A 25,598-nucleotide genomic window follows, 5' to 3' on the forward strand; every position below is an offset into this window, starting at 1 on the left:
ATGAGTCCCCGCCCATTCTCCCAAGCACCAAAGGTGCACTGATGCGCCCTGGTCGTGAACCATCAAGAGACTGGTGCCACACGTTGGCAAACCACGACATCTGTATCCACTTGGACACGATCAGGCACCGACGGTTTTCTGGGGCTTCGGCCAGGGGCCGCCTCGCTGTTCGCGACCAGCGGTCTTGATCCTGATGGGTGTCTGGTGCGGATCAGTCCGCAACCACCACTGAGAACAACGGGTGCGTATTGGAAGGGAGGAGCCACCACAACCGGCGGTTGTGGTGGATTGGCATTGCCTGTTGACTACGGCTGGCTAATGGGTGACCCCATTTTCACAATGCCATTCCCGGAGTCAGACCTAAACTCGGGGTCAGATGAAAGCCTTCATCTGACCCCATCTTCAAACCAGCTCTCCCCGGGGTCTGATGAAAACTTTCATCTGACCCCACTTTCACCCTCTCCCAAAAACTCCAGAACCGCCTCCCGATAAGCCGGAATCACAAATGTCGACCCATGCCCCGTATCGGTCTGCAAAAACCGTTTCGGCTCCCCAGCCGCCTCATACAGCGCCACCCCATGGTGAAACGGAATGATCCCGTCCCGAACGCTGTGAATCACCATCACCGGCACCGGTGCAATGTCGTCGATCCTTTCCACCCCCTCATATTCCGAGGGAATGGTCCAACTCAACGGCACCTGGAACGGCCAGGTCAGCCAGAACGCATCAAGCTTTTCCCGGGCAATACCCCGGAAGCCGGAGAAGGTGCCGTCAAGGATGACGCCGTCCAGTGCCGGGCGCTCCTCCCTCTGCACCCATTCACTGGCCAGGGCAATCCCGAGGGCACCGCCAAGGCTCTGGCCGAGAATATGGATGGGCCTCTCGCCAACGTCATCCCGGTTAACCAGCCAGCGAAACCCGGTCTCCACATCGTGCAGGGCGCCCTCTATGTCCGCATCGCCGGTGGACCGGCCGAAGCCCCGGTAGTCGATGGTAAACACGTTATAGCCTTGCTCAGGCAGCCAGGCGACGTTCAGGATATGGCTGCTGATGTTCTGGGCATTGCCGTGCAGGAAATACACCGTCCCCCGGGGCTCATCGCCGTCCGCCTGGGCCGGCAGCCACCAGCCGTGAAGCCTCTCGCCATCCGCGGTATCCAGATAGACGTCCTCGTAATCAAGGTTGAGCCGGTCCGGGGTGACATAGGTGATGTCATCGGGGTAGAAGAAAACACTGCTGCAGCCGCCCTGAACAACCGCCAAAGCGACGATCAAGGCGGTGAGCAGCGGTTTCCTGAGACTCAGAAGTAAGCGTGCAGTCCGGCGTGCCATGTGCTCTGGTACCTGTCGTAATGGTCTTCCCGGGTGAACTCGGCAAACAGGCTGAATTCCCGGCCGAGATGCCAGTTGCCTTTGATATAGGCCTGATCCTGTCGGTGCTGGCTGCTGACGATCCAGGCTTTGGTCCGGGCGCCGGCCATCAGGCTGAACCGGTTGTTCTGGTGCAGCACGCCGAGGTCCGCGCCCGGTGCGGCGTCATAGCCCCGGCGCAGGTCGTCGTCGATTTCCAGGTCGGCGGTGGCGATGGCAAAGGCCTGGGTGGAATCCCCCAGCGCCCAGCTGCCTCCGGCACCGCCTTCAAAGTAGGGCGCCAGCACCCGATCCCCGCCAGTGTCCGTCCGTCTTCCGCCAAAACCGACCTGCCAGGACAGGGGGGAGAAGAACTGGTCCCTCGGGCTCAGGGAGCGGATTTCCACGCCCACCAGTTGTTCCACCTGCAACTCGTCGTTGTCCGTGTAGTATCGGGCATCCAGGCGCAGGAACTGCAGCTGAGCCCCAGGCCGGTAACCCGCCGGAGGGTCCAGCACGTCGTGGTAGGCCGGCCGGAAGGTGAGCTGGGTAAATTCCCGGTGAGCCAGCTGACCGGCTCCCAGGCTCACCCGGAAGGTGTCATGGCCCTGGTCATCGCGAACGTCGGGCTCCGGTGGTCGGGAGCTGGCCTCCACACCGTCAATCCGGCTCCGGGAAACCAGCAGCTCATGGGACAGAGGCGCGGCATGTTCCCTGGGCCAGCCTTCGGCCTCGCTCTGGTAACGCACATAGTCGTAGGTGGCATCGAGCACCCTGGCCCGTTCCCGGTCACTCAGTTGTTGGACCTCGGGTGCATCTGTCTCAACATAGCCGTTGGCGATCGCTGCCGACAGGGTCTGATGCTCGTCCGGCAGTTCCGAGATCTGGTAAGCCACCGAAGTGGCCGCCGAGGGCCGGTAATACACCTCTTCCACCAGGTTCTTGTCCACGACCCAGCGCACGGTATCGGAGGGAATAGCGTGAGTGCTCACTTCCCCCAGCAGGTCGGTTCCCGGGCGCGCCACATCAATCAGCGCCAGCAGCCGGTAGGCACAGTTCTCGTCGAAGAAGTAGTAGTCGAAATTCTTGTCCTGGATTTCCCAGGCGTGGGCCAGCAGCAGGTCGACCTCACTCTGGTCCAGATTCAGGGTGTATTCCCACAGGTCCCGGTGTTCGATGTCCGAGTACAGACGGATCTTCTCGTAATAGGGCTGTACCGTGGTGATGCCCGGATAGCCGCCGAAGATGCCCTTGTAGGCAAACAGGATCTCACTGTCGTGGGCGGCCGCATCGGCGGCATAGGAAATGGTGTTGGCCAGCAGCAGGTTGGTTTCCTCGTCTTCCTGGGGCGGGTCGAGCCGCAGGAAAGTGTGCCCGAACATGGAGGAAGGACTGTTCAGGTAGGAGGCTGCAAACACCAGGGTGACGGTTTCGGTGTTCAGGGTATCTTTCCAGTCCTGGTACTCCGGGCAGGAAACTTCGGAGTCCGGCAGGTCCAGGCGGTCCCGGAGCCAGGCATCCCTGGCCGGGAAACGGCAGCGGGCATGATCGTTGCCACCGCCGGGTTCCTGGATCCCCGCCAGGGTGGCTTCAAGCTCGGCCCGGGGCGAGTGCTTGCCGTTCTCACTCAGGAAGAAAGCCGGGTCGTCGGCCTGGCTGGTGTAGCCATCGCCGAAGGTGTCGGTGTGGTAGTGGCCCAGTGTCAGCCAGGCCGGGTCCTGGTGCAGGTTTTCTGGAATTGGTTGTTGGTTGGCGTGGAGGTTGAAGCTGACGGCAAGGCAGAGAATCGCTTGCCCGAAACGCACGGTCTGGCCCATGGAGAAGATTGATCCGGGTCGTTGGGAAATCGGTCAGGCGCCGTCCCTGGCGCCATGTCCTTCCTTGCGGTTAACGGTTGTTATGCCGCCACGTATTTGCTCAGAGCCTGGTCCTGCTCCAGCAGCGCAACGATGGCATCCACGGCTTCACCGGAAGTGGTGTCGGCGTCCGGGAAGATGGTTGCGAAGTTGTCCTGGAGTACCTTGCGGAATGCGTCACGGTCGGCTTCCTCTACGCCCAGCAGAACCGCCAGGGTATCGAGGTTTTCACCGGAGCCACGGGACATGTCACGGGCAACCTTGTCGATGTTGCTGTCCATGTACATGGCCATGGATTGAACAGACTGGTTGGTCTGACAGCCCAGGGTGCCGGTGGTCATACCAAAGGTCTGGTTACCGAAGGTACCGTTGGTGGTGGCGGCCAGAACGTGGGGAGCAATACCGGATTGTCCTTTCCAGATCATGGCACCCACGCCACAGCCCGGCTGGGCGAAAGCCATGGAGGAAGCACCCAGAAGAATTGCACCTGCGATCAGTTTTTTCATTATCCACTCCTTTCTGTGGTTTTTTGCAGTCGTCGCATTGATCTCCCGGCCGGCCCCATCGGGGACAGCCGGGAAGGAACGGCCCTGACAGGTCCTGTGGAGACAGGTAGACCGTTGGCTTGAGTATAGTCCAAGTTCCGGATTCGCAAGTGAAAGGATTCGTGAGTAATTGATTTATGTCGGATTTTTCACGCTGACGGCGCTGGGATGTGTCTCTTTTCAGGCCATATGGACCAAAAAGCCGGGGCGTGTCGCCACGCTCCGGCTGTTCTGCCGATCCTTCGGGGTGGCTGTCAGCCGCCGAGATACGCGTTGCGCACGTCCGGGTTGGCCAGCAGGTTCTTGCCGGTGTCGTGCAGGCGGATCCGTCCGGTCTCCAGCACGTAGCCACGGTCCGCCAGGTTCAGGGCCTGGTGGGCGTTCTGCTCCACCAGGAACACCGTGATGCCTTCTTCCCGCAACTGGCCGATGATCTCGAAGATCTGCTGGATCACGATCGGTGCCAGCCCCAGGGACGGCTCGTCCAGGATGATCATCCGGGGCTTGCTCATCAGGGCCCGGCCGATGGCCAGCATCTGCTGCTCACCACCGGACATGGTGCCGGCGCGCTGGTGCTCCCGCTCCTTGAGCCGGGGGAACAGGTCATAGACATGGTCCTGGCTCTTGCGGATCTCCGCCTTGGTATTGAAGAACCCGCCCATGTGCAGGTTCTCTTCCACGGTCAGGCCGGAGAAAACCCGCCGGCCCTCGGGCACAATCGAAATGCCGGAGCGCATGATCTGGGAGGTGGGCTCGTTGGTGATGTCCCGGCCTTCCAGGATCACCCGACCGGAGCTTGCCTGGGGGCTGCCGCAGACGGTCATCAGCAAGGTGGTCTTGCCGGCACCGTTGGCACCGATCAGGGAGACGATCTCGCCTTTCTTGACCTCGACCGATACCCCGTGCAGCGCCTCGATTTTCCCGTAATGGGTATGAACATTCTCAAGTACTAGCATGGTTGGTCCTCAGGCCTCGCCCAGATAGGCTTTGATCACGTCGTCGTTCTGGCGGATTTCCTCCGGCGTGCCACTGGCCAGGGGACGACCCTGGTTAATGACGTTGATCCGGTCGGAAATACCCATTACCAGGCTCATGTCGTGCTCAATCAGCAACACGGAAACGTTGTAGTCCTCTTTCAGGCTGACAATCAGCTGATCCAGTTCCTTCGTTTCCGCCGGGTTGAGGCCGGCTGCCGGCTCGTCCAGCATCAGCAGCTGCGGTTCGGTCACCATGCAGCGGGCGATCTCCAGGCGCCGTTGCTGGCCATAGGCCAGGTTGCCGGCTTCCCAGTTGGCCATCTCGAGCAGCCCGACCCGGTCCAGCCAGTACCGTGCCCGCTCCAGGGACTTCTTCTCCCGCTCCCGGTAATCCGGGGTTTTCAGCAGGCCGGCCAGCAGGTTGGTGTTCAGGTGCCGGTGCTGGGCGACCAGCAGGTTCTCCACCACCGTCATCTTGCTGAACAGGCGCACGTGCTGGAACGTGCGCACCATGCCCAGGCGGGAAATCTTGTAGTCGGGCTTGCCCTGGATTTCCTGACCCTGGAACAGGATCTTGCCGCCGGTTGGTTTATAGAAGCCACTGATACAGTTGAACACCGTGGTCTTGCCGGCGCCGTTGGGGCCGATGATCGAGACGATCTCGTGTTCCCGGACATCAACGGATACCTGGTCCACCGCCAGCAGGCCGCCGAAGCGCATGGACAGATTCTGTACTTCAAGCATTGTCTGTCACCCCTGCTCTTTGAGTTCGATTTGAATGCGGCGCATGGGCAACAAGCCCTGCGGACGCCAGACCATCATCAGCACCATGGCGGCACCAAAGATGAGCATCCGGTATTCAGAGAACTCCCGGGCGAGCTCGGGCAGGATGGTGACGGCAATTGCAGCCAGGATCACCCCGACCTGTGAGCCCATGCCACCCAGGACCACGATGGCCAGGATGATGGCGGACTCAAGGAATACGAAGGATTCCGGGCTGATAAAGCCCTGCTTGGAGGCAAACACGGTACCGGCAAAGCCGGCAAAGAAAGCGCCAATGGTGAAGGCCGAGAGCTTCACCGCGGTGCGGCTCATGCCCAGGGAGCGGGCTGCGATCTCGTCTTCCCGCAGGGCTTCCCAGGCGCGACCCACGGGCATACGCATGAAGCGGCGGATGACCAGCAGGGTGAAGACGGCCAGGACCAGGGCAATCAGGTACAGGAAGATCACTTTGTGCTCGCCGGAGTAGGCGATGCCGAAAGTCTCGTGGAAGGAGACATTGCCTTCCTCCTTGACCCGGCGGCCGAACTCCATGCCGAACAGGGTCGGATCCGGAATGCCGCCGATGCCGTTGGGGCCGCCGGTGAGGGTAGTCCAGTTGTTCAGCAGGATACGGATAATCTCCCCGAAACCCAGGGTGACAATGGCGAGATAGTCACCACGTAACCGGAGCACCGGAAAGCCCAGCACAAACCCGAACAGGGCGGCGAGCAGGGCGCCGATCGGCAAGGCCAGCCAGAAGGAGATCCCGAAGTACTGGGACAGCAGCGCAAAGGTGTAGGCACCCACCGCATAGAAGGCGACATAGCCGAGGTCGAGCAGGCCGGCCAGGCCCACCACCACGTTCAGCCCGAGGGCCAGCATGATATAGATGAGCACCAGGGTGGCCAGATCGACTGCCCCGCGGGACACGATGAACGGCCAGACCAGGGCGAGCAGGATGATCGCCACAAAGAATACCCGCTCCATAAGCAGGCGCCTTTCCTGGGAGATCGGACCGCGCTTGGCCATTGGGTTGAGGTTCGGAACCTTGCCGAACACACCCATGATGCTGTCGCGGAACAGCTGGAACAGGAAAACCGCCACCGCAGCGAGGAATACATTGATCACGGTGGCTGTGGTCGCGCCTTCCAGGGCAACAGATGTGCCCTGGGCAACCAGGTTCAGCCCCAGGATCGGGTAGGCGATGATTATAGTGATTATTGCACAGAACAGTGCGTGCTTAAGGTTATGAGCAGCCATCAGATCTTCTCAACCTCCGGTTTGCCAAGCAGGCCGGTGGGTTTGAACAGCAGAATCAGGATGAGCAGGCTGAACGAGATGACATCCTTGTACTCGCCGCTGAGGTAGCCGGACGTCATGCTTTCTGCCACGCCGAGTATCAGACCGCCGAGCATCGCACCCGGGATGCTTCCGATACCGCCGAGGACGGCTGCTGTGAAGGCTTTCAGGCCGGCAATGAAGCCGAACAGGGGATCGACCGAGCCGTAGTACATGCCTAACAGGAGGCCTGCCACGGCAGCGAGGGCTGCGCCGATCACGAAGGTTGCCGAGATGATCCGGTTGGTATCAATACCCAGCAGGTTGGCCATGCCCAGGTCCTGGGAAACCGCACGACAGGCGCGACCGGTCCGGGAGCGGGCAATGAACAGCGACAGGGCTGTCATACAGATCAGCGTGGTGATGAAGATGGTGATCTGCATGTAGGACAGAGACATCTGGAAGCCATCGCCGGAACCAAAATTGAAGCCGCCTTCGATCAGGGCCGGGAAGCCGATGTTGCGGGAACCCTGTGCCAGGTGCACGTAGTTCTGCAGGAAGATGGACATACCGATGGCGGAAATTAGCGGGATCAGCCGGTGGCGCCCGCGAACCGGCCGGTAGGCAACCCGTTCCACTGCCCAGCCCATGGAGCTGGAGACCAGCATGGCGCAGATCAGCGCCACGATCAGGATCACCGGTAGCCAGGCAACGCCGAGGGAGGCCAGGCCGGTAATGGCAATCAGCGCGGTGTAGGCGCCAATCATGTAGATCTCACCATGGGCAAAGTTGATCATGCCGATGATGCCGTAAACCATCGTGTAACCGATGGCGATCAGGGCATAGGTGCTCCCGATCGTCAGCCCGTTAATGAGCTGCTGAGAGAAGTAAAGGAGGTCTTGCATTGTTTTTGAACTCCGAAGGCCCGCTCCCTCCGCTTCCATGCCCCTGGTCCGGGTTATCCGCACCGGGGGCAGGGGAGAATCAACAGGAGCCTAGAAAAACACCTTCTCCCGGATCGCGGTGAGAAGGTGCTCTCATTATTACCGTTTGTTAACGATTTTGGCTCAGTTTACCGGAGTTTTGCTGCCGTCTGAATGCCATTCGTACACAACAAACTCGAATGACTTCATGTCGCCGGCTTCGTCGTATTCAACGGTGCCGATCGGAGTTTGGAAGGTGCCACTGCGCAGGGCTTGGGCAACCTCGAACGGATCGGTGGATTCAGCCTGTTCGATACCATTGGCAATCAGCTGAACCGCGGTGTAGGAGGTCAGCACGAACGGGCCGGAGGGGTCTTCGCCCTTGTCCTGGAAGGCCTTGACCAGTTCCTGGTTCTCGGCTTTCTGATCGAATGCCGGCGGCAGGGTTACCAGCAGGCCTTCAGCAGCCTCGCCGGCGATGGTGTTGATGTCCTTGTTGCCGACACCTTCAGGACCCATGAACTTGGCGTCCAGGTCAGCCTGGCGCGCTTGGCGCAGGATCAGGCCCAGCTCAGGGTGGTAGCCGCCGTAGTAGACGTAGTCCACATCCGCCTGCTTGAGCTTGGTGACCAGGGAGGAGAAGTCCTTGTCGCCCGCGGTGATACCTTCGAACATGGCGATTTCAACGCCCTGATCCTTGAGGGTATCGCGCACGGCGGTGGCGATGCCTTCACCGTACTGCTGTTTGTCGTGAACGATGGCAACACGCTCAGGGTTCTGGCTGGCGATGTAGTTGCCGGCGACCGGCCCCTGCATGCTGTCCAGACCGATGGTGCGGAACACCAGCTCATAACCGCGCTCGGTGATTTCCGGGCTGGTGGAAGCCGGGGTGACCATCAGGATGCCTTCATCCTCGTAGATGTCAGAGGCCGGCTGGGTGGAGCTGGAGCACAGGTGGCCTACGACAAAGCCGACACCGTCGTTAACCAGGCTGTTGGCTACGGTAACGGCCTGCTTCGGGTCACAGACGTCGTCATATTCGACGGCGACCAGCTCTTCGCCCATCACGCCACCGTTGGCGTTGATCTGCTCGATGGCCATACGGGCACCGGAGAACTGCATGTCACCGTACTGGGCTACGGGGCCGGTCATCGGGCCGGCAATACCAATCTGGATCTCTGCGGCTGCCTGACCGGCGGCCATCAATGCAACAGAAGTGCTTACAGCGGTTGCGAGTTTTTTCACTGAGGTTCTCATTAGGTCAGTCCTGTTTTGTTCAGGGTTATTCTTGTGTTCTCAGAGAGCAAACAAACACCACGGGCTGCCGCTTGTCAAGCCGGGCCGGCCAGTGTTTGTTCAGGAACACAACTTTTCCAAACGTGTCCGCGTTGAAGACAGAAAGCTCCAACCTGGCAGAATGCCTGCAAAGCGTGTGCCTGACTGAGAAAAGTGTCACGCGTCCGTGCTGTTCTCTTCCTGATCCGGGAATACCAGTGTGCGGAAGCTTTCGTGTTCGCGCAACTGTTCGAAGCTCGGATCCACGGAAGCATCGTCCCGATAGGCTTCCGAAATATCGATGGCTTTCTCCAGCGTGCTGACGGCGTCTTCCCAGCGGCCGATCTCGGCATAGGCGCAGGCCAGCTGGTAATGGGCGTGGCCGTTCTGCGGGTCCAGTTTCAGGGCCCGGCGGCACAGGCTGATGGCCCAGAGCGGCTCCTGCATTTCAAGAACGGCATCGGCCTTGTAGCTGAGGGCTTCCACATCGTCCGGCCGGAGGTCGAGGATGCGGTCGTAGGCGGCGATCTTGTTCTGCTGGGAGGTTTCCTGGCTTGCCTTGAGCCAGAGCGAGTGCACCTCGTTGGTGCGTTCGATCTCGGCCTGGTTCTGGTGAATGATGTCGGATTTCTGCTGCAGCTGTTCCTCGATGGCCTTGAGGCGCTTCTCGTACTCCACCACCAGTTCGTTAACCCGTTTTTCCGCGACACTGGCCAGCTGGTTGCGCATGTCCCGGATCGAGTTCCAGCCGATCACAACCAGGATGGAGGTGGCACCGGCAATCAGATAGAAGAAGTAGGTGACTGTATCGGTAGCGTAGGACATGGTCTTGTCGGCCACGGACAATTCTTTATCGACCACCTTCTCGATCAGCTCGGCGCGGGTGTCCATCATCTCCTTGCGCAGGGCCTTGCTTTCCTCCAGCAGGTAGAGCTCGATAAACGGCGTGTACATGGGTTCTTCCAGATCCGCCAGAGCGGCGGCCACGTCGTCGGCGGTGACATCGTCGTCCATGGATGGCCGCTCGCCGGTGTCCTGGGCGGCCGCATTCCCGGCCAGGAGGAGCAGGCACAGCACGGTGCCGGTGCGCATTGTCCTGAGCAATGGCAGGAGCGAGAGGATGAATCGGTTGATCATGGTACTGCGTCCGTTTTGCGGTTTTGGAAAACAGCTGACCTTAGCATAGTGGCTGGCGGAAAAAATGCCGTACAGACAGTTTAAAGGGGGATCAGGCGAAGTTAAGTGGAAGTGCCCACTTGCATTTAGGGGTACAAAGACCTCTAATAGTTAGAGGTATAAACAAGTGTTGAGTAGTCGGAGCAACTCTGTGGACAATTACGAACAGGTGCTGGTAGCGCTTCGCCGCGTCATCCGGGCAACGGATCTTCATTCCAAGCGGCTGAGCAAGCATGCCGGGCTCACCGGCCCGCAACTGCTGATCATGCGTACCATCCGGGACCTGGGGGAGGTGACCATCGGCACCATCGCCGACAAGGTCAGCCTGAGCCAGGCCACCGTGACCACCATTCTGGACCGGCTGGAACACCGCAAGCTGGTCTATCGCGTCCGCAGCACCAAGGACAAGCGTAAGGTCCACGCCCATCTGACCGAAGAGGGCGCCGACATCCTCTCCCGCGCCCCGAATCCCCTGCAGGAAGACTTCATCCAGAAGTTCCAGAGCCTGCACGAGTGGGAGCAGACCATGATCCTGGCCTCGTTGCAGCGCGTGGCGAACATGATGGACGCAGACGAGATCGACGCCTCGCCGGTGCTGACTGTGGGTTCGGTGTTGAAGGATGACGGCTGGAAGGAGAAGGCCTGAGGTGTGAAAAAGGGGTCAGAAGAAGGCGTTCTTCAGACCCCGGAGTTGGCAAGGCTTGGCAGTGTTCGCCGGGTGAAAATGGGGTCAGATGAAGGCTTTCATCAGACCCCGGCCTGGCCCCCGGAGTGGGCGCGGTTCCCGAGGTATGCGGGGTCTGAAGAACGCCTTCTTCTGACCCCACCTTCACACATGCTCCCGAGTCCCAATCAATGCACCGAAGACCCCTTCCGCGGCTTGTTCCCAAAGCAGACCTGAAACACATCGTTATAATGCCGCGCAAAATTCACCGTCAGCCCTTCCTTGAGATACTCGGGCAGCTCCTCATAATCCCCCCGGTTCGCCTCCGGCAGGATCAGGTTACTGATCTTCTGCCGCCGCGCCGCGATCACCTTCTCCCGGATGCCGCCAACGGGCAGCACCTGGCCAGTCAGGGTCAGCTCCCCGGTCATGGCGATGTTCTGCTGGGGCGCCTCCTTCCGGGCGATGGACAGCAGCGCGGTGGCCATGGTGACCCCGGCACTCGGGCCGTCCTTCGGCGTCGCGCCCTCCGGCACATGCAGGTGCACAAAGGACTTGTCGAAAAAGGTCGGATCGCCCTTGTACCGCTTCAGGTTGGATGACACGTAGCTGTACGCGATCTCCGCCGATTCCCGCATGACATCCCCCAGCTGCCCGGTCAGCTTGAAGCCCCGCTGGCTGCTGTGGATGCGGGACGCCTCGATGCTCAGCGTAGCGCCACCCATGGCGGTCCAGGCCAGACCGGTGACAACCCCGGTACCTTTCAGTGACTTTTCCTTGCGGAAGGCGGGCTGCCCCAGGTACTCGGCCAGGTCTGCCACGCCCACTTTCACCGGCTGGTCCGGATTATCCAGCAGCTTCACGATGCCCTTGCGGATGATCTTGTGCAGCAGCTTCTCGAGGTTCCGCACACCGGCTTCCCGGGCATACCCCTCGATCACCTGCCTGAGGGCGGCGTCGGTGACATTGAGCTGTTTCTTCAGCAACCCTGCGCGCTTGAGCAGCCGCGGCATCAGATGATGCTTGGCGATCGCCAGCTTCTCCTCGGTGATGTAGCCGGACAGGCGAATCACATCCATCCGGTCCAGCAGCGGCCGCGGAATGGTATCCAGCTGGTTGGCGGTGCAGATGAACAGCACCTTGGACAGGTCCATGCGGACATCCAGGTAATGGTCGAGGAACTCCCGGTTCTGCTCCGGATCCAGGGTTTCCAGCAGGGCAGAGGCCGGGTCCCCCTGGTACGACGCACCGATCTTGTCGATCTCGTCCAGCATGATCACCGGGTTGGCGACCTTCGAGTCCTTCAGGGCCTGCACGAACTTACCCGGCATCGCGCCGATGTAGGTGCGGCGGTGGCCCTTGATTTCGGCCTCGTCACGCATGCCGCCAACGCTGAACCGGTAGAACTTGCGGCCCAGGGCATCGGCAACGGAATGCCCGATGGAGGTCTTGCCCACGCCAGGCGGGCCCACGAGCAGCAGGATCGAGCCGCTGACTTCGCCCTTGAAGGTGCCCTCGGCCAGGAATTCGACGATGCGGTCTTTCACATCATCCAGGCCGTCATGGTCCCGGTCCAGGATGCGCCGGGCCTCGGCCAGGTCGAAATGGTCCTCGGAATACTGGCCCCAGGGCACCTGGGTGAGCCAGTCCAGATAATTGCGGGTAACGCCGTATTCCGGTGAGCCCTGTTCCAGCACCTGCAGTTTCTGAAGTTCATCCCGGAAGCGTTCCTGTACCGGCTCGGGAGGATTCAGCTTGGCCATTCGCTCCTCAAAGCGCTCCGCGTCGGCGGTCTTGTCATCCTTGGCCATGCCCAGCTCGCGCTGGATGACCTTGAGCTGTTCCCGCAGGAAGAACTCGCGCTGATGCTTCTGGACCTTCTCGTTGACCTCTTCACTGATCTCTGACTGCAGTCGTGCTACTTCCTGTTCCTTGCGCATCAGCAACAGGACTTTTTCCATGCGCCGGAGCAGGGGCACGGTATCCAGCACATCCTGGAGCTCGGGCCCTGGCGCACTGGTCATGGAGGCGCCGAAATCAGCCAGGGGCGAGCTGTCGTCTGGCCCAAAACGGGACAGGTATTGTTTCACCTCCTCGCCATAGAGCGGGTTGGTTCGCAGCAGCTCCTTGATGGCGCTGATGATGGCCAGGGTATAGGCCTTCAGCTCGTCTGCGTCTTCCTCAGGCTCAGTCGGATACTCCACCTCCACCAGGTAGGGAGGTTTGCGCCGCAACCATTGAACGATGCGGAACCGCTGCAGGCCCTGGGCGATAAACTGGACCTTGCCGCTTTCCTTCTGGGCATGGTGCACACGCACCGCACAACCGATGGTTTCCAGCTGATCGCTGGCGGGGATGCCCTGTTCGGCGTCGTGTTCCTCCACGTAGCAGATGCCGAGCACGCGATGATCGGTCTCGCCCACGCGCTTGAGGGTTTCATGCCAGGGATCCTGATTGACCACCACCGGCTGAACCTGGGCCGGGAAGAACGGCCGATTGGAAACCGGCAGCACATACATGCGCCGGGGCATGATCTGCTGGGGCAGGGCAAGGCTTTTGCTGTGCTCGTCCTTGCCGATGTATTCGGTCACGTCTTCTTCGAATTCCTCAAGGCTGTCATTGCGGTTGTCGTCATTCATGCCGTCGTTGCATCCCTCAAAGGTTGTCATCGCACGGGCGATGGTGAACAGTGGCCCGCGATCAGGTCTACTTGCGTATGTAGCGGCAGTTACGGTTATTTCAAGGATTTGGCTTTACGACAGTGGCGGAGAGTCCGTGGCTGCGGAAGCTTGATTTTCCCGCCATTGACCCCATGATCGAGGCAGATTCATATATTCATTCAACGGTTCAGGTGCCCAGATGAGCAACTCGCCCCACGTTTTTGACGCCACCATGGAGAATTTTCAGCAGGAGGTGATGGATGCCTCCGCCAACACGCCCATCCTGATCGATGTCTGGGCCGAGTGGTGTGCGCCGTGCAAGCAGCTGATGCCGATTCTCGAGAAACTGGCCAACGAGTACGACGGTGGTTTCAGGTTGGCCAAGGTCAACGCCGACGAACAGCAGGAGCTCACCGCAAGCCTCGGCGTGCGCAGCCTGCCGACCGTGATCCTCGTGAAGGATGGCCAGGCAGTGGACGGCTTCAACGGCGCCCAGCCGGAGAGCGAAATCCGCAAGGTGCTGGACAAGCACGTGGAAGCGCCCAAGGAAGATCCCTATGACGCCGCCCACCGCCTGTGGGAAAACGGCGACGTTAACGGAGCGCTGGAGATCCTCACCGAGCTGAACCGCCAGGACCCCGAAAACATGAAGGTCCTGATCGACCTGGCGCAGCTGAAAGCGGAAACCGGAGACCTGGAAACCGCCGAGCAGGTGCTGGAAAGCCTGCCGCCGGAAGAAAAGATGCAGCACCAGGCGAAACAGCTGGCGGCCCGCATCAAGTTCATGAAACAGGCCGGCGAGCTGCCCCCGGTGGCCGAACTCCAGAAAAAGCTGGAGGCCGAGCCGAAAAACGCCGAAGCCCTCCACCAGCTGGCCCTGCAGCACGTGCTCAAAGACGAAAACGCCGAAGCCATGGACCTGCTGATTCGCCTGATGCAGGCCGACAGCACCTACAAGGACGGCATCGCCAGGACCACCCTGATCGAACTGTTCGACAAACTCGGCAACAACAATCCGGACGTGCGCACCTATCGTAGAAAGCTGTACACACTAATGCACTGACGGAGACAGTACGTGGGGGCTGCCTAACCCCGGGAAACAGTCCAAACACCGGGGTCTGATGAAAGCCTTCATCTGACCCCAACTTCACGCCGTGCCCCCACTCGGGGTCTGATGAAAACCTTCATCTGACCCCACCTTCAAACCACCCCAAAGCCATGCTCAAACTCCCACCCCAACCCCACCACTGCGAACTCTGCCAACGCCACGTCGCCAAACTCACCCGCCACCACCTCATCCCCAAACACCTGCACCGCAAAAAGCGCTTCCAGAAACTGTTCACCAAGGAAGAGCTCATAACCCGAACCCTGTGGGTATGCCGGCCATGCCATAGCGCCATTCATCGCGCGTGCTCTGAGTATGAGCTGGGGCTGCATTACAACACCCGGGACAAGCTGATGGAGCTGGAGGAATTGAGGGTATTCGTGGAGTGGATTCGGGAGAAGCCAGCGGGGTTTGTGCCGAAGCGAGGAAGGTGAGGGTTAGTGAAGCGGTAGGGGGCAAGGTCGGGGTCAGATGAAAGCTTTCATCTGACCCCTTTTTCATAAGGCTAACTGGCGCGCTCGCAATTCAGTTTGCCAGTCCATGAGGCTTACTTCCGGGTCATGAAACCAACTTCAATGTCGGTTGAGTCATCGGAGTGGGTGATCAGGAAAGCAAACTCATCAAAGCTTCCGGCAAGCTGCCAGATTTGGGCAGTGGCGGTTTCGCCCGCCCCGAAGTCCAGTGTTGCCTTGCCGGAGGTATCGATGCTCCAGTCGCAGGCTACGCCTGAGTATGTGCATGCGTTACTGCTGTTGATGATGAGCTCGTTGTCCACAGTATTTTCGGTGGGGATTTTGACATTAAAAGTCCCGACGAAATCTGCATCGCTGATTGGCTGAGTCTTGCTCGCACGTCGAACCTCAATTGCGGTTCCGAACTCTGTCCGCTCTGGGAAGTACATGGAGTTCGCCGACTCAAAGACCCGGAAGGTGTCAGAGAATTCCTCTGTGCCAATAACCTGCCCGTCCGCATCTCGGTATTCGACAGTTTCGGTTTCAGTCAGCTCACCAGTGGCATCGTTTACTGCCCATTGACTCTCGTATACAGAAGCAACTTGAGTTCCGTCGCTTTCGTAAGCGTCGTTGTGATAGTCGTACACAGTTCCGCTGGCTTTGTAGACCAGAATGACGGTTTCCTCTTTCTCCTCATTCCTCGCAACAAGCGCCTTGCCTGCAAAGGACTCAGTGATCACCGGGTTTGCTTGAGAGATGCTCGTGGCTGTGCCTACGTTAAGTAAGTTGCCCAGGCTGTCAAAGTCCAGGTAGATGCCAATGCGCTTGCCTTGTGCCGAGAGCAGGTGTAACTCGTCTGTGCTGGTATCGGCCTGACCACGCTCATCAGGCACTTCAAGTGCTCCGTTAGTGATGGTCGCATTGGTCATACCGACGTCTGACAAGAACTCAGCGCTCATCTCAGAATCAATGGTCAGGATGTCATTCTTGGTTTCCGACAGAGTCCCGTCGCTGCTCTTGGTTACCGTCGCCAGAAGGTAGGACTGAGTGCTGTCAGGTTGGGTGAACGGTTTGGTGGAATAGAGCTTGAGAGTGCTGTTGTCAACGCCCTCGAGGATCAAGTAATAAGGACTACCGTCGGTTGATTCTACGGCACAGGCGGTGAAGGTTTCAGTAACACCGTTGTCGGTGAATTGAAGAGAGCCAGCCGTTGGTATGTTCCAAGTGCTGCCGGTTTTCTTCTCAGAGAATCCCATGTCGTTATGGAATTCGGTAATGGTGTCGCCAGCGGCACCGAAGCTCATCAGGTTGATTTCTTTATCATTAGCCTCTGATCGGATAAATCCGTAGGTTTTGTAAACTAGATGTTCAGAAGTAACGGGCGTCGTACCCGTGCCACAGCTTGTTACTGGGTTTTCAGCGGCAAGCGTTTCTTCCAGGTGGCTTTTAGCCGCTGCCTCAGTCACCAGATCAGTTGGAGCGACTGTATTCTTGCTGGCCACTGAAAGGATGATGTTTTTGACTGATTCAAGATCTGCTGTCGCAACATCGGTCGGGTTCTGATTGGCCGCTTTGTCACGGGCTTCCCGTGTGATCGTTATACCATTGTCCGGAATCCCGTCGTCATCCAGAGTCTGAAGAACCCGAGCAATGTTTGCTGTTTTGGCGGGATCATTGGCAGCCAGGTCGACCGGAGTAACAAGTCCTTTCGCGTTCACTGAACCGAAGTTGATCGTGCCCAGTTTGAAGGAAACAGTCTCGCCATCGTTGTAATTGAACTCGCCGTTGCTATTGGTGATGCCCTTGTAGCCGGCACTAGTCTCATACTCGATGCCATCCACTGCACTGTCCACGAACCGGCCAGTTTCTGACCCTACGGAGATAGTAGTGCTGGTGTCATCAGTTGTCGGCGGTTGTTCTTCGATGTTTGCGGTGTCATTGGAAGATGAGCTTGAAGATCCTCCGCCGCATGCTGTCATGCCAGCAGTGAGTGAAGCTGTGAGAATGGCGAGCAAAAGTTTCTTTTTTTCGAACATCACTGTTTCCGTTGTCATTAGTAAGAGAATGGCAGCATTGCCTGGAATGCTACCTACTGCAGTGGGGGTATCAGGCAAGGAGGATTCGGATAATTGGTGAGTCGTCCCTGATCAATACTCCCGAAGCCCATGTGTTCTGTTAAGGGCTATAAGAAAGTAGGTTTTTCTCGTTACAGGGACAATTTTAGGTTTGCAAATGATTGTTAAATATCAAGTTTTGTTTTGGTTGATATTTAACAAGTCAATAGGCGGAAAGGGTATTTGGTTGATCTGGGGCAGGGGTTTAGGGGTCCGGCATGAAAAAGGGGTCAGATGAAGGCTTTCATCTGACCCCGACTTTGACCCCGGCTTCGGTCCCGACACCGAGTGGGGTTATCCCCATCTGGGGGCTGGCAACAAGTTCTTAGCCGTTGCCTTTCTTCATCTGCTCATACTCGTCCTCGAAGAAGAACTTCTCCTCTCCGAAAGCCGGTTCCAGCTCGTGCAGCCAGGTGGCTGTGTCGCTGTACTTGGCGAAGAACGGGCGCTGTACCCAGTCCGGGTTGCGGCCCTGGAGGAAGCGCAGGACGAAGACCTTCTCACCTTTGATTTCGGTGATGCCCTGGATCTCCACCTTGCCGGGGCCGGCGCTCATGCTCGGGCCGCGGGCGGTGCGGGCCAGGCCGGAGACCTGCTTCATGGCCTCGCGGTAGATGTTGTAGGCCTCTGCCAGCGGCACCTCGAAGTAGTTCTTGGCGCCGGTGTCCCGCTCTACGAACATGTAGTAGGGAATGATGCCCAGCTTCACTTCTTTCTTCCACAGCTTGGCCCAGGCATCGGCATCGTCGTTGACGTGCTTGATCAGCGGGCCCTGGGCGCGGATTTCGGCACCGGTGGCACGGATGCGGCGGATGGCCTCTTCCGCGATTTCGGTGGTGATTTCCTGCCAGTGGTTGTAGTGGGCCATGATGGCGACGTGTTTGCCGGCGTCGACCAGCTTGGCGAACAGCTCGATCAGCTCGTCCGCATCCTTGTCGGTCACGAAGCGATACGGCCAGAAGGTCAGGGCCTTGGTACCGATGCGGATGGTCTGGATGTGGTCAAATTCCGGCTCCAGCAGCGGCTCCAGGTACTGGACCAGGTTCTTGGTCTTCATCACCATCGGGTCGCCACCGGTGACCAGCAGGTCGGTCACTTCGGTGTGCTCTTTCAGATAGCCGTGAAGCTTCTCGGCTTCGGTGCTGGCCATCTTCAGGTCTTTGTCACCCACGAACTGCGCCCACCTGAAACAGAAGGTGCAGTAGGAGTGGCAGGTCTGGCCCTGAGCCGGGAAGAACAGCACGGTCTCGCGGTACTTGTGCTGAACGCCGTCGAGCACTTCACCGTCCAGTTCCGGCATATTCATTTCCATCTGGCCGGCCGGGTGCGGGTTCAGTTCGTCCCGGATTTCCTTGGCGGCGGCCTGGATTTCCTTCTTGTCGGCACCATCCCGGTGCAGCGCTGCCATACGCTCGAAATGTTCGTCCTTCAACATCCCTTTTTGAGGGAAGACAAGTTGGTAGATCGGATCGTTGGGTACATTGTCCCAGTTGATCAGTTCGTTGATCACATACTCGTTGACCCGGAATGGCAGCACGCTGGCTACCACCTTCATTTCAAACAGGGTCTCTTCGGGGAGATTCTGGATGATTTCGATCTTGTCGAGCTGGCGGTCGGTGTAGACCTTGAAACGCCGTTCCTCGAACTCCGTAGTGGGAATCCGGTTCGGAAAGGTGACGATGGAGTTCATAGATCGCCCTCTGTTGTTGCCAATGACAGAAAAAGTGGTCGGACCACTTTTCCGGTGGTTAAAAAACGGGCAGGCAAGTATACATAAATCGGAATTTATTTTCAGGTCTAATTAAAAAATGTCGCCAAAGATGTAGGGTGCGCGGCTTGAAGGAGCTTAAAAGCATCTGAAAATAAAAGAGAAATAGATCGAAGAAAGAGTCAGATCGGTGCCGGATCATTTAGTAACGCTATGAATTTTGGGCGTGTTCGGAAAACTACGACCTTGGTCTGATTCTGGTTGTGTGGTGGTCTGAAAAAGGTCATTCTTGCGTAAGTAACCGCAATGGAATGTTGTTCGAAGGGCCCTATGGGCCCATTTGATTGCTTTGCTCAATCAAAATGTAGTAAAAACACTACAACTTCGGGCGCATCAATGTGAGCACGCTCTCGAATCACCGGCTTGCCGCGGGCCAAAAGCCTGATTCCACAGGGCCAGCCGGGCAGGAAAACTTTGAAAGCTGTTCTATGCTTGATGGAGGTTCCATGTACTGTCCTGCAGTACCGCCATCAGGCTGATACACCCATAACAATTACTCTGCATTTTCACGCAGCTTATCGACACTGTATGCGCAGCGGCTGCTGATCGTGGCCCGCGCTGCACCTTTTGATGCCAAGGGGAGGGTTTGATGTACCAGGACGATGATCCCATTGAAACCAGTGAATGGCTTGACGCACTGGAATCTCTGATCGAGAACGAAGGCGTTGAGCGAGCCAAATATATTCTGGAGCGACTCTCCGAGCGCGCCAGCCGCGATGGCACCGAGTTGCCGTATTCCATTACCACGCCGTTCCGCAACACCATTCCGGTGATTCAGCAGGCCCAGATGCCGGGCGACCTTTTCATGGAGCGTCGTATCCGTTCCCTGATCCGCTGGAACGCCATGGCCATGGTGGTCCGCGCCAACAAGCGCCCGGGCGAGCTCGGTGGCCATATTTCTACCTTCTCCTCGGCTGCCACGCTCTACGACGTGGGCTTCAACTACTTCTTCCACGGTGGCGACGAGAAGCGCGAGTCCGACCTGGTGTATTTCCAGGGTCACGCGGCGCCAGGTATCTACGCCCGCTCTTTCCTGGAAGGTCGGTTCGACGAATCGCAGCTGGACAAGTACCGGGAAGAGGTCGATGGCGAAGGCCTGTCCTCCTACCCGCACCCCTGGCTGATGCCGGATTACTGGCAGTTCCCCACGGTTTCCATGGGCCTTGGGCCGATTCAGGCCATTTACCAGGCCCACGTCATGAAGTACCTGCACAGCCGCGAGCTGATCGACATGGACGGCCGCAAGGTATGGGGCTTCCTGGGTGACGGCGAGTGCGACGAGCCGGAAACCCTGGGCTCCATCTCCAAGGCGGGCCGTGAAGGTCTGGACAACCTGATCTTCGTGGTCAACTGTAACCTGCAGCGTCTGGACGGCCCGGTCCGTGGTAACGGCAAGATCATCCAGGAACTGGAAGGTGTCTTCCGCGGTGCCGGCTGGAACGTGATCAAGGTGGTCTGGGGCCGCATGTGGGATCCGCTGTTCGAGAAAGACGAAGACGGCATCATGCAGCGGACCATGGATGAAATCTGCGATGGCGACCTGCAGAACTACGTGTTCCAGGGGCCGGCCTACACCCGCAAGGAATTCTTCGGCAAGCATCCGGAGCTGGCCAAGCTGGCGGAGAACCTGTCCGACGAGGACATCGCCAAGCTCAACCGCGGTGGTCACGACCCGTACAAGGTCTACGCGGCCTATCACAAGGCCGTCAACCAGGCCAACGGCAAGCCGACTGTGATCCTCGCCCACACCATCAAGGGCTATGGTTTCGGCGCGGCGGGCGAAGCCCAGAACACCGCCCACTCCCTGAAGAAGCTGGACAAGGACACCCTGAAGGAATTCCGGGACCGCTTCGGTGTGCCGCTGAAGGACGACGAGCTGGAAGAAATTCCTTACTACCGTCCGGCGCCGGACAGCCCCGAGATGGTATACATGAAGAAGCGTCGCCAGGATCTGGGTGGCTTCTATCCGAAGCGTCGTAAGGACTGCCAGCCGTTGCAGATTCCCGAGCTGGATATCTTCAAGCAGGTGCTGGAAGGCTCCAACGGCCGCGAGATCTCCACCACCATGGCGTTCGTGCGCATTCTCACAGCCCTGGTGAAGGACAAGCGCATCGGCAAGCGCGTGGTACCAATCGTGCCGGACGAAGCCCGGACCTTTGGTATGGAGGGCATGTTCCGTCAGCTGGGTATCTACACCTCCGAGGGCCAGAAATACGTGCCCCAGGACCGTGACCAGATCATGTATTACCGGGAGGACAAGAAAGGCCAGATCCTCCAGGAAGGTATCAACGAAGACGGTTCCATGGCCGCCTGGATGGCAGCAGCTACTTCCTACAGCACCAACAACTTCCCGCTGATCCCGTTCTATGTGTTCTATTCCATGTTCGGCTTCCAGCGGATCGGTGACCTGGCCTGGGCCTCCGGTGACATCCAGGCCCGTGGCTTCCTGATCGGTGGCACTGCCGGCCGTACCACCCTTAACGGTGAAGGCCTGCAGCACCAGGACGGCCACAGCCACATCCTGGCCAACACCATCCCGAACTGTAAGGCCTACGACCCGGCCTACGGCTACGAGATGGCCGTGGTGATCCGTCACGGTATGAAGGAGATGTTCGAGGAGAACCGGAACGTCTTCTACTACCTGACCATCGAAAACGAGATGTACGAGCAGCCGGCGATGCCGAAGGACTGCGAGGACGGCATCATCAAGGGTATGTACAAGTACGAGTCTGTTGAAACCAAGGGCCGCAAGAAGAGCCCGCGGGTCCAGCTGCTCGGCTCCGGCGCCATCCTCAACGAGGTTCGTGCCGCCGCCCAGATGCTGAAAGACGACTGGGGCGTGGCCTCGGACGTGTGGAGCGTGACCAGCTACAACGAACTGGCCCGCGACGGTCAGCACGTGGAGCGCTGGAACCACCTGCACCCGGACGACAAGCCCAAGAAGGCCTACGTCACCCAGATGCTGGAGAAGGAGCAGGGGCCGGTGGTGTCCTCCACCGACTACATCAAGCTGCACTCCGAGCAGCTGCGGGCGTTCATCCCCAAGACCTTCATGACCCTGGGCACCGACGGCTTCGGCCGCAGCGATACCCGCGAGAAGCTGCGTAACTTCTTCGAGGTGGATCGCTACTACGTGACAGTCACCGCGCTGTCCGCCCTGGCCAAAGACGGAGAGATCAAGGAAGAGCAGGTTCTCGAAGCCATGCGCAAGTACGGAATCGATCGCAACAAAACGAACCCGGTGCTGAGCTAAGGAGACCGCCATGAGTGAACAGGAAATCAAGGTTCCCGATCTCGGCGGTGCTGATGAAGTCGAGATCATCGAAATCATCGCCAGCGAAGGGGATTCGGTTGAGGAAGAAGATCCGATTCTGACCGTGGAGTCCGACAAGGCTTCCGTCGAGCTGCCGGCGCCTCTCAAGGGCAAGATCACCAAGATCACCGTCAAGGTGGGTGACAAGGTCAGCGAAGGCGATGTCGTCGGTATGATGGAGGTCAGCGGTGAGTCCGGTGGCTCCGACGAGTCTGCCGGCGAGGAGCAGGAGGAGGAAAAGGCTGAAGAGCAAGCTGAGGCCAAATCCGAAGAGAGCAAACCTGCGCCGAAAAAGAAATCCGGCGGCAGCCGTAAGGAGACGGTCAAGGTCCCGAACCTGGACGGTTTCGACAACGTGCCGGTCATCGAGATCAACGTCTCCGAAGGCGACACCATCGAGGCGGACGATCCGCTGGTGACTGTGGAGTCCGACAAGGCGACGATGGAAGTGCCGTCTCCCTATGCCGGCAAGGTGGAAAAGATCCTGGTGAAGGAGGGGGACAAGCTCTCCGAGGGTGACGACCTGCTGGAGATGACCATCGTCGAAGAAGGTGGCGAGGAAGAGGAAGCGCCTTCCGCGCCGGCGAAGGAAGAGAAAGCGGAAAGCAAGCCTGCCGAGAAGCCGAAGCAGGAAGCTACGCCGCAGCCCCAGGGTTCCACCTACGAGCCGCCGTCACCGGGTGCCAAGGTCCATGCCGGCCCGGCCGTGCGCAAGTTGGCCCGAGAGCTGGGTGCGGATCTGACCCGCGTGAAGGGCAGTGGCCCGAAAGGCCGGATTGTGAAGGACGACGTCCAGGCCTATGTGAAGGGTCAGCTGCAGCAGGCCCAGCAGGGCGGCGGTGTGGCTACCGGCTCCGGTATTCCGGGTGTGAAACTGCCGGACTTCAGCCAGTTCGGCGAGGTGGAGCGCGAGTCCATGTCGCGCATGATGGCGGCCACGGCCACCAACATGCAGCGCAGCTGGCTGAACGTGCCTCACGTGACCCAGTTTGACGAAGCCGACATCACCGAGATGGAGAGCTTCCGCAAGGCCCAGAAGGCAGCGGGCGAGAAGAAGGGCGTGAAGATGACGCCACTTCCGTTCCTGCTCAAGGCTTGTGCGGCTGCACTGGCGGAACTGCCCCAGTTCAACGTGTCCCTGGACATGGAGCGCAAGGAGGTGGTTCGCAAGAAGTACATCCACATCGGTATCGCGGTGGATACCCCGCACGGTCTGATGGTTCCGGTCATCCGTGACGTGGACCAGAAGGGTCTGTGGGATCTGGCGGCCGAGAGTGCCGAGCTGGCCCAGAAGGCACGGGACAAGCAGCTGAAGCCTGCCGAGATGCAGGGTGCCTGCTTTACCATCACCAGTCTGGGTGGCATCGGTGGTACCGCGTTCACGCCGATCGTGAACACGCCGGAGGTGGCGATCCTCGGTGTCTCCAAGGCGGCCATGAAGCCGGTCTGGGATGGCAACGAGTTCCAGCCGCGGCTGATGCTGCCGCTGTCGCTGTCCTACGACCACCGTGCGGTGAACGGGGCTGATGCGGCGCGGTTTACCAACCTGTTGACGCAGCTGTTGGGGGATATTCGGACGCTGCTGCTGTAAATCTCCGCTGAATCCGCCCCCAGCCTTGATGGTTCGGGGGTGTCGAGAGGCGGGTACTGCGATTCAGAACACGCTACGAGCACATCCCTGTGCGCTTGTTTCGGGCCGTCCCTGGCCCTCAACAGTTCTGAATCGCAGTACCCGCCTCTCTTTTTTTGTCTCCGAGTTATCCCAGCTTTATTCATACGCAGGGGGTAGAATGCTCCGGGGTCAGAAGAACGCCTTCTTCTGACCCCTTCTTGGACTGATCCCCAAAGCTCGAACGCTCAGGGGTCTGAAGAACACTTTCTTCTGACCCCTTCTTGGACTAACCCCCAAAGCTTTGGCGCTGACCTCCAAAACGGGGTCAGATGAAGGTTTTCATCAGACCCCTGATCTGCCTCAGGCTCCAGAGTTAGCTCGGGAATGTCGGAGCTGGGCAAGGTGGAGGAGCGAGGCAAAACCTGTTGCTCTCCCACAAACGAAAAAGCCCCGGCAAATGCCGGGGCCTTTCCGAGTTAACTTCTAAAAAGGAAGGATTAGAAGTTGTACTGTGCTGCGAACATCAGGCGGTTAGCGTCAGCTGATTCGCCGGCAACGGTTTCCTGATCGAAGTAACCGTATTCAACGCCCATCATGACGTTTTGAACCGGTGTCCACATGTAGTTGACGAACAGGTTCTGGTTGGTTTCCGGATCTGCATCAGTTGTTGCGCCTGCAGCAATTGCATCGTCCAGGTCCAGAGTAGTCATGCCATATGCTACGTTGATGCTGCTGCCGCCGCCCAGTGCCATGCTAACGCCGATGTTACCGCCATAGCCTTCGATGGTTTCTACGCTATCGCCATCGATGTAGGCGCTTGGGCCATAGTAGTTAGAGCCGGAGCGCCACAGGTAGCCGGTGGCTCCATCGGTGTAGTTGATTGCACCCTGAACAGAGAACATGTCGCTCAGTTTCAGTTTGGCGCTAGCTGCAGCTGAGAAGCCGATAGCGCTGTCATCGTTCACGCCATCATCGGCTGTGACCTGGCTGGCCGAAGCAGAGGCTGCATAGGAGAAAGCGTCAACCGAATCTTCGATGCGTGCAGTGAAGGCGGGAGCTGAGGTGCGAGTGTTGCCGCCAGCGGCCAGTACTGCTTGAGAGCTCGGATCTTCAATGGCGAAGGACATTGGCCCAGTGGTGTAACGGATCTGCTCGGTACGATCCCAGCTGCCGTGGCTACCAGCAATACCATCAAAGTCGAGTGTCGGGGTAGAGCCTACGAAGCTGATTGTGTTGGACCATGTACGGCCAGCCAAAAAGCCCTGATAGGTACCGTAGGCGTGACGCATACGCAGGCTGCCTGCGCTGTTGCCGGCACCACGGAAATCGCCCTCAATGTTAACCATTACGCCAGAGGCGTGGTTTACTTTCACGCCGATACGGCTTTGTTGTACATCCGCACCGAAGTGGCCATCAATCTCTTCGTTGGCTGGAGTAAAAGAACCGGCGCGAGTGGATACTGCGCGGTTGTCATCGATATCGTAGCTCATGTTCAGACGAGCATAACCATACAGGCTAGCATCGACATCATCGCCGACGTTCAGGGTCAGAGCGCCTGCTTGTCCAGCTACGCCCATCACCGCTACTGCTGCCGTCGCACGAATTGCCATTCTCAATTTGTTGTTGCTTTGCATCGTTGTTGTCTCCACACATTTGTTGTTGTTGGACCCACAAACAAGGTAGTTACGAATCCATGACAATTCAAATAAATTCGTCGATTATTAAGACGAATGTCTATAGGCGGATTTCGTTGATATACAGACATCTGC

At 58.7% G+C, this 25,598-nt stretch carries 18 protein-coding genes; 5 read left to right on the forward strand and 13 right to left on the reverse strand.

Features of this window, described 5'->3' with window-relative positions; genetic code table 11:
• Window positions 1-437: 437 nt before the first annotated feature.
• The 9 genes from BM254_RS16435 to BM254_RS16475 form a co-directional block, all read right to left on the reverse strand.
• A complete protein-coding gene (locus BM254_RS16435) occupies window positions 438-1,331 on the reverse strand; it encodes an alpha/beta hydrolase (RefSeq protein ID WP_092006338.1) in 894 nt (297 codons plus the stop codon).
• On the reverse strand, window positions 1,301-3,166 hold the full coding sequence (locus BM254_RS16440) for an Lnb N-terminal periplasmic domain-containing protein (protein WP_092006341.1): 1,866 nt from the start codon (window positions 3,164-3,166) through the stop codon (window positions 1,301-1,303). The genes BM254_RS16435 and BM254_RS16440 overlap by 31 nt, the downstream gene beginning before the upstream one ends.
• An 80-nt stretch (window positions 3,167-3,246) precedes the next feature.
• Window positions 3,247-3,711, reverse strand: coding sequence for a DUF3015 domain-containing protein (locus BM254_RS16445; RefSeq protein ID WP_092006344.1), 465 nt, complete (start codon window positions 3,709-3,711; stop codon window positions 3,247-3,249).
• 293 nt (window positions 3,712-4,004) lie between these two features.
• The gene (locus BM254_RS16450) at window positions 4,005-4,706 is read right to left on the reverse strand and encodes an ABC transporter ATP-binding protein (protein ID WP_092006347.1); all 702 of its coding nucleotides are present in this window, start codon (window positions 4,704-4,706) and stop codon (window positions 4,005-4,007) included.
• A 9-nt stretch (window positions 4,707-4,715) separates the two neighbouring features.
• Window positions 4,716-5,471 carry a high-affinity branched-chain amino acid ABC transporter ATP-binding protein LivG gene (gene livG, locus BM254_RS16455; RefSeq protein ID WP_092006350.1) on the reverse strand — a complete coding sequence of 252 codons (756 nt, stop codon included), beginning with the start codon at window positions 5,469-5,471 and terminating at the stop codon, window positions 4,716-4,718.
• Window positions 5,472-5,477: 6 nt separating this feature from the next.
• Window positions 5,478-6,749, reverse strand: coding sequence for a high-affinity branched-chain amino acid ABC transporter permease LivM (locus BM254_RS16460; protein WP_092006353.1), 1,272 nt, complete (start codon window positions 6,747-6,749; stop codon window positions 5,478-5,480).
• A complete protein-coding gene (gene livH, locus BM254_RS16465; RefSeq protein WP_092006356.1) occupies window positions 6,749-7,672 on the reverse strand; it encodes a high-affinity branched-chain amino acid ABC transporter permease LivH in 924 nt (307 codons plus the stop codon). Before livH ends, BM254_RS16460 begins: the two co-directional genes overlap by 1 nt.
• A 162-nt stretch (window positions 7,673-7,834) precedes the next feature.
• Complete coding sequence (locus BM254_RS16470; protein WP_092006359.1) at window positions 7,835-8,947, reverse strand: branched-chain amino acid ABC transporter substrate-binding protein; 1,113 nt, start codon at window positions 8,945-8,947, stop codon at window positions 7,835-7,837.
• Window positions 8,948-9,142: 195 nt separating this feature from the next.
• Window positions 9,143-10,102 (reverse strand): tetratricopeptide repeat protein, encoded by a 960-nt coding sequence (locus tag BM254_RS16475; protein WP_425434502.1) that lies wholly within the window; start codon window positions 10,100-10,102, stop codon window positions 9,143-9,145.
• A 190-nt stretch (window positions 10,103-10,292) separates the two neighbouring features.
• Between BM254_RS16475 and BM254_RS16480 the strand changes: the two genes are divergently transcribed.
• Window positions 10,293-10,787 (forward strand): MarR family winged helix-turn-helix transcriptional regulator, encoded by a 495-nt coding sequence (locus tag BM254_RS16480; protein WP_092006365.1) that lies wholly within the window; start codon window positions 10,293-10,295, stop codon window positions 10,785-10,787.
• Window positions 10,788-10,993: 206 nt separating this feature from the next.
• Here the strand turns inward: BM254_RS16480 and lon are convergent, their stop codons facing one another.
• The gene (lon, locus tag BM254_RS16485; RefSeq protein ID WP_092006368.1) at window positions 10,994-13,444 is read right to left on the reverse strand and encodes an endopeptidase La; all 2,451 of its coding nucleotides are present in this window, start codon (window positions 13,442-13,444) and stop codon (window positions 10,994-10,996) included.
• 220 nt (window positions 13,445-13,664) lie between these two features.
• Here lon and trxA point away from each other — a divergent pair, with 220 nt between their 5' ends.
• The gene (gene trxA / locus BM254_RS16490; protein ID WP_092006371.1) at window positions 13,665-14,528 is read left to right on the forward strand and encodes a thioredoxin; all 864 of its coding nucleotides are present in this window, start codon (window positions 13,665-13,667) and stop codon (window positions 14,526-14,528) included.
• 155 nt (window positions 14,529-14,683) lie between these two features.
• Window positions 14,684-15,004: a hypothetical protein gene (locus BM254_RS16495; RefSeq protein ID WP_092006374.1), complete on the forward strand. Its 321-nt coding sequence runs from the start codon at window positions 14,684-14,686 to the stop codon at window positions 15,002-15,004.
• Window positions 15,005-15,117: 113 nt separating this feature from the next.
• On the opposite strand, the gene BM254_RS16500 is transcribed toward BM254_RS16495, so the two are convergent.
• The gene (locus BM254_RS16500; RefSeq protein WP_139227097.1) at window positions 15,118-17,136 is read right to left on the reverse strand and encodes a hypothetical protein; all 2,019 of its coding nucleotides are present in this window, start codon (window positions 17,134-17,136) and stop codon (window positions 15,118-15,120) included.
• A gap of 325 nt (window positions 17,137-17,461) precedes the next feature.
• Window positions 17,462-18,826 carry a KamA family radical SAM protein gene (locus BM254_RS16505; protein WP_092006379.1) on the reverse strand — a complete coding sequence of 455 codons (1,365 nt, stop codon included), beginning with the start codon at window positions 18,824-18,826 and terminating at the stop codon, window positions 17,462-17,464.
• Window positions 18,827-19,493: 667 nt separating this feature from the next.
• On the opposite strand from BM254_RS16505, the gene aceE reads away from it, so the two are divergent.
• Window positions 19,494-22,157 carry a pyruvate dehydrogenase (acetyl-transferring), homodimeric type gene (aceE, locus tag BM254_RS16510; RefSeq protein ID WP_092006382.1) on the forward strand — a complete coding sequence of 888 codons (2,664 nt, stop codon included), beginning with the start codon at window positions 19,494-19,496 and terminating at the stop codon, window positions 22,155-22,157.
• Window positions 22,158-22,167: 10 nt separating this feature from the next.
• Window positions 22,168-23,808 carry a dihydrolipoyllysine-residue acetyltransferase gene (aceF, locus tag BM254_RS16515; protein WP_092006385.1) on the forward strand — a complete coding sequence of 547 codons (1,641 nt, stop codon included), beginning with the start codon at window positions 22,168-22,170 and terminating at the stop codon, window positions 23,806-23,808.
• A gap of 518 nt (window positions 23,809-24,326) precedes the next feature.
• Here the strand turns inward: aceF and BM254_RS16520 are convergent.
• Window positions 24,327-25,463 carry a DcaP family trimeric outer membrane transporter gene (locus tag BM254_RS16520; RefSeq protein WP_092006388.1) on the reverse strand — a complete coding sequence of 379 codons (1,137 nt, stop codon included), beginning with the start codon at window positions 25,461-25,463 and terminating at the stop codon, window positions 24,327-24,329.
• Between the last annotated feature and the right edge of the window lie 135 nt (window positions 25,464-25,598).

Source organism: Marinobacter pelagius, from assembly GCF_900114925.1.
Lineage (GTDB): Bacteria > Pseudomonadota > Gammaproteobacteria > Pseudomonadales > Oleiphilaceae > Marinobacter > Marinobacter pelagius.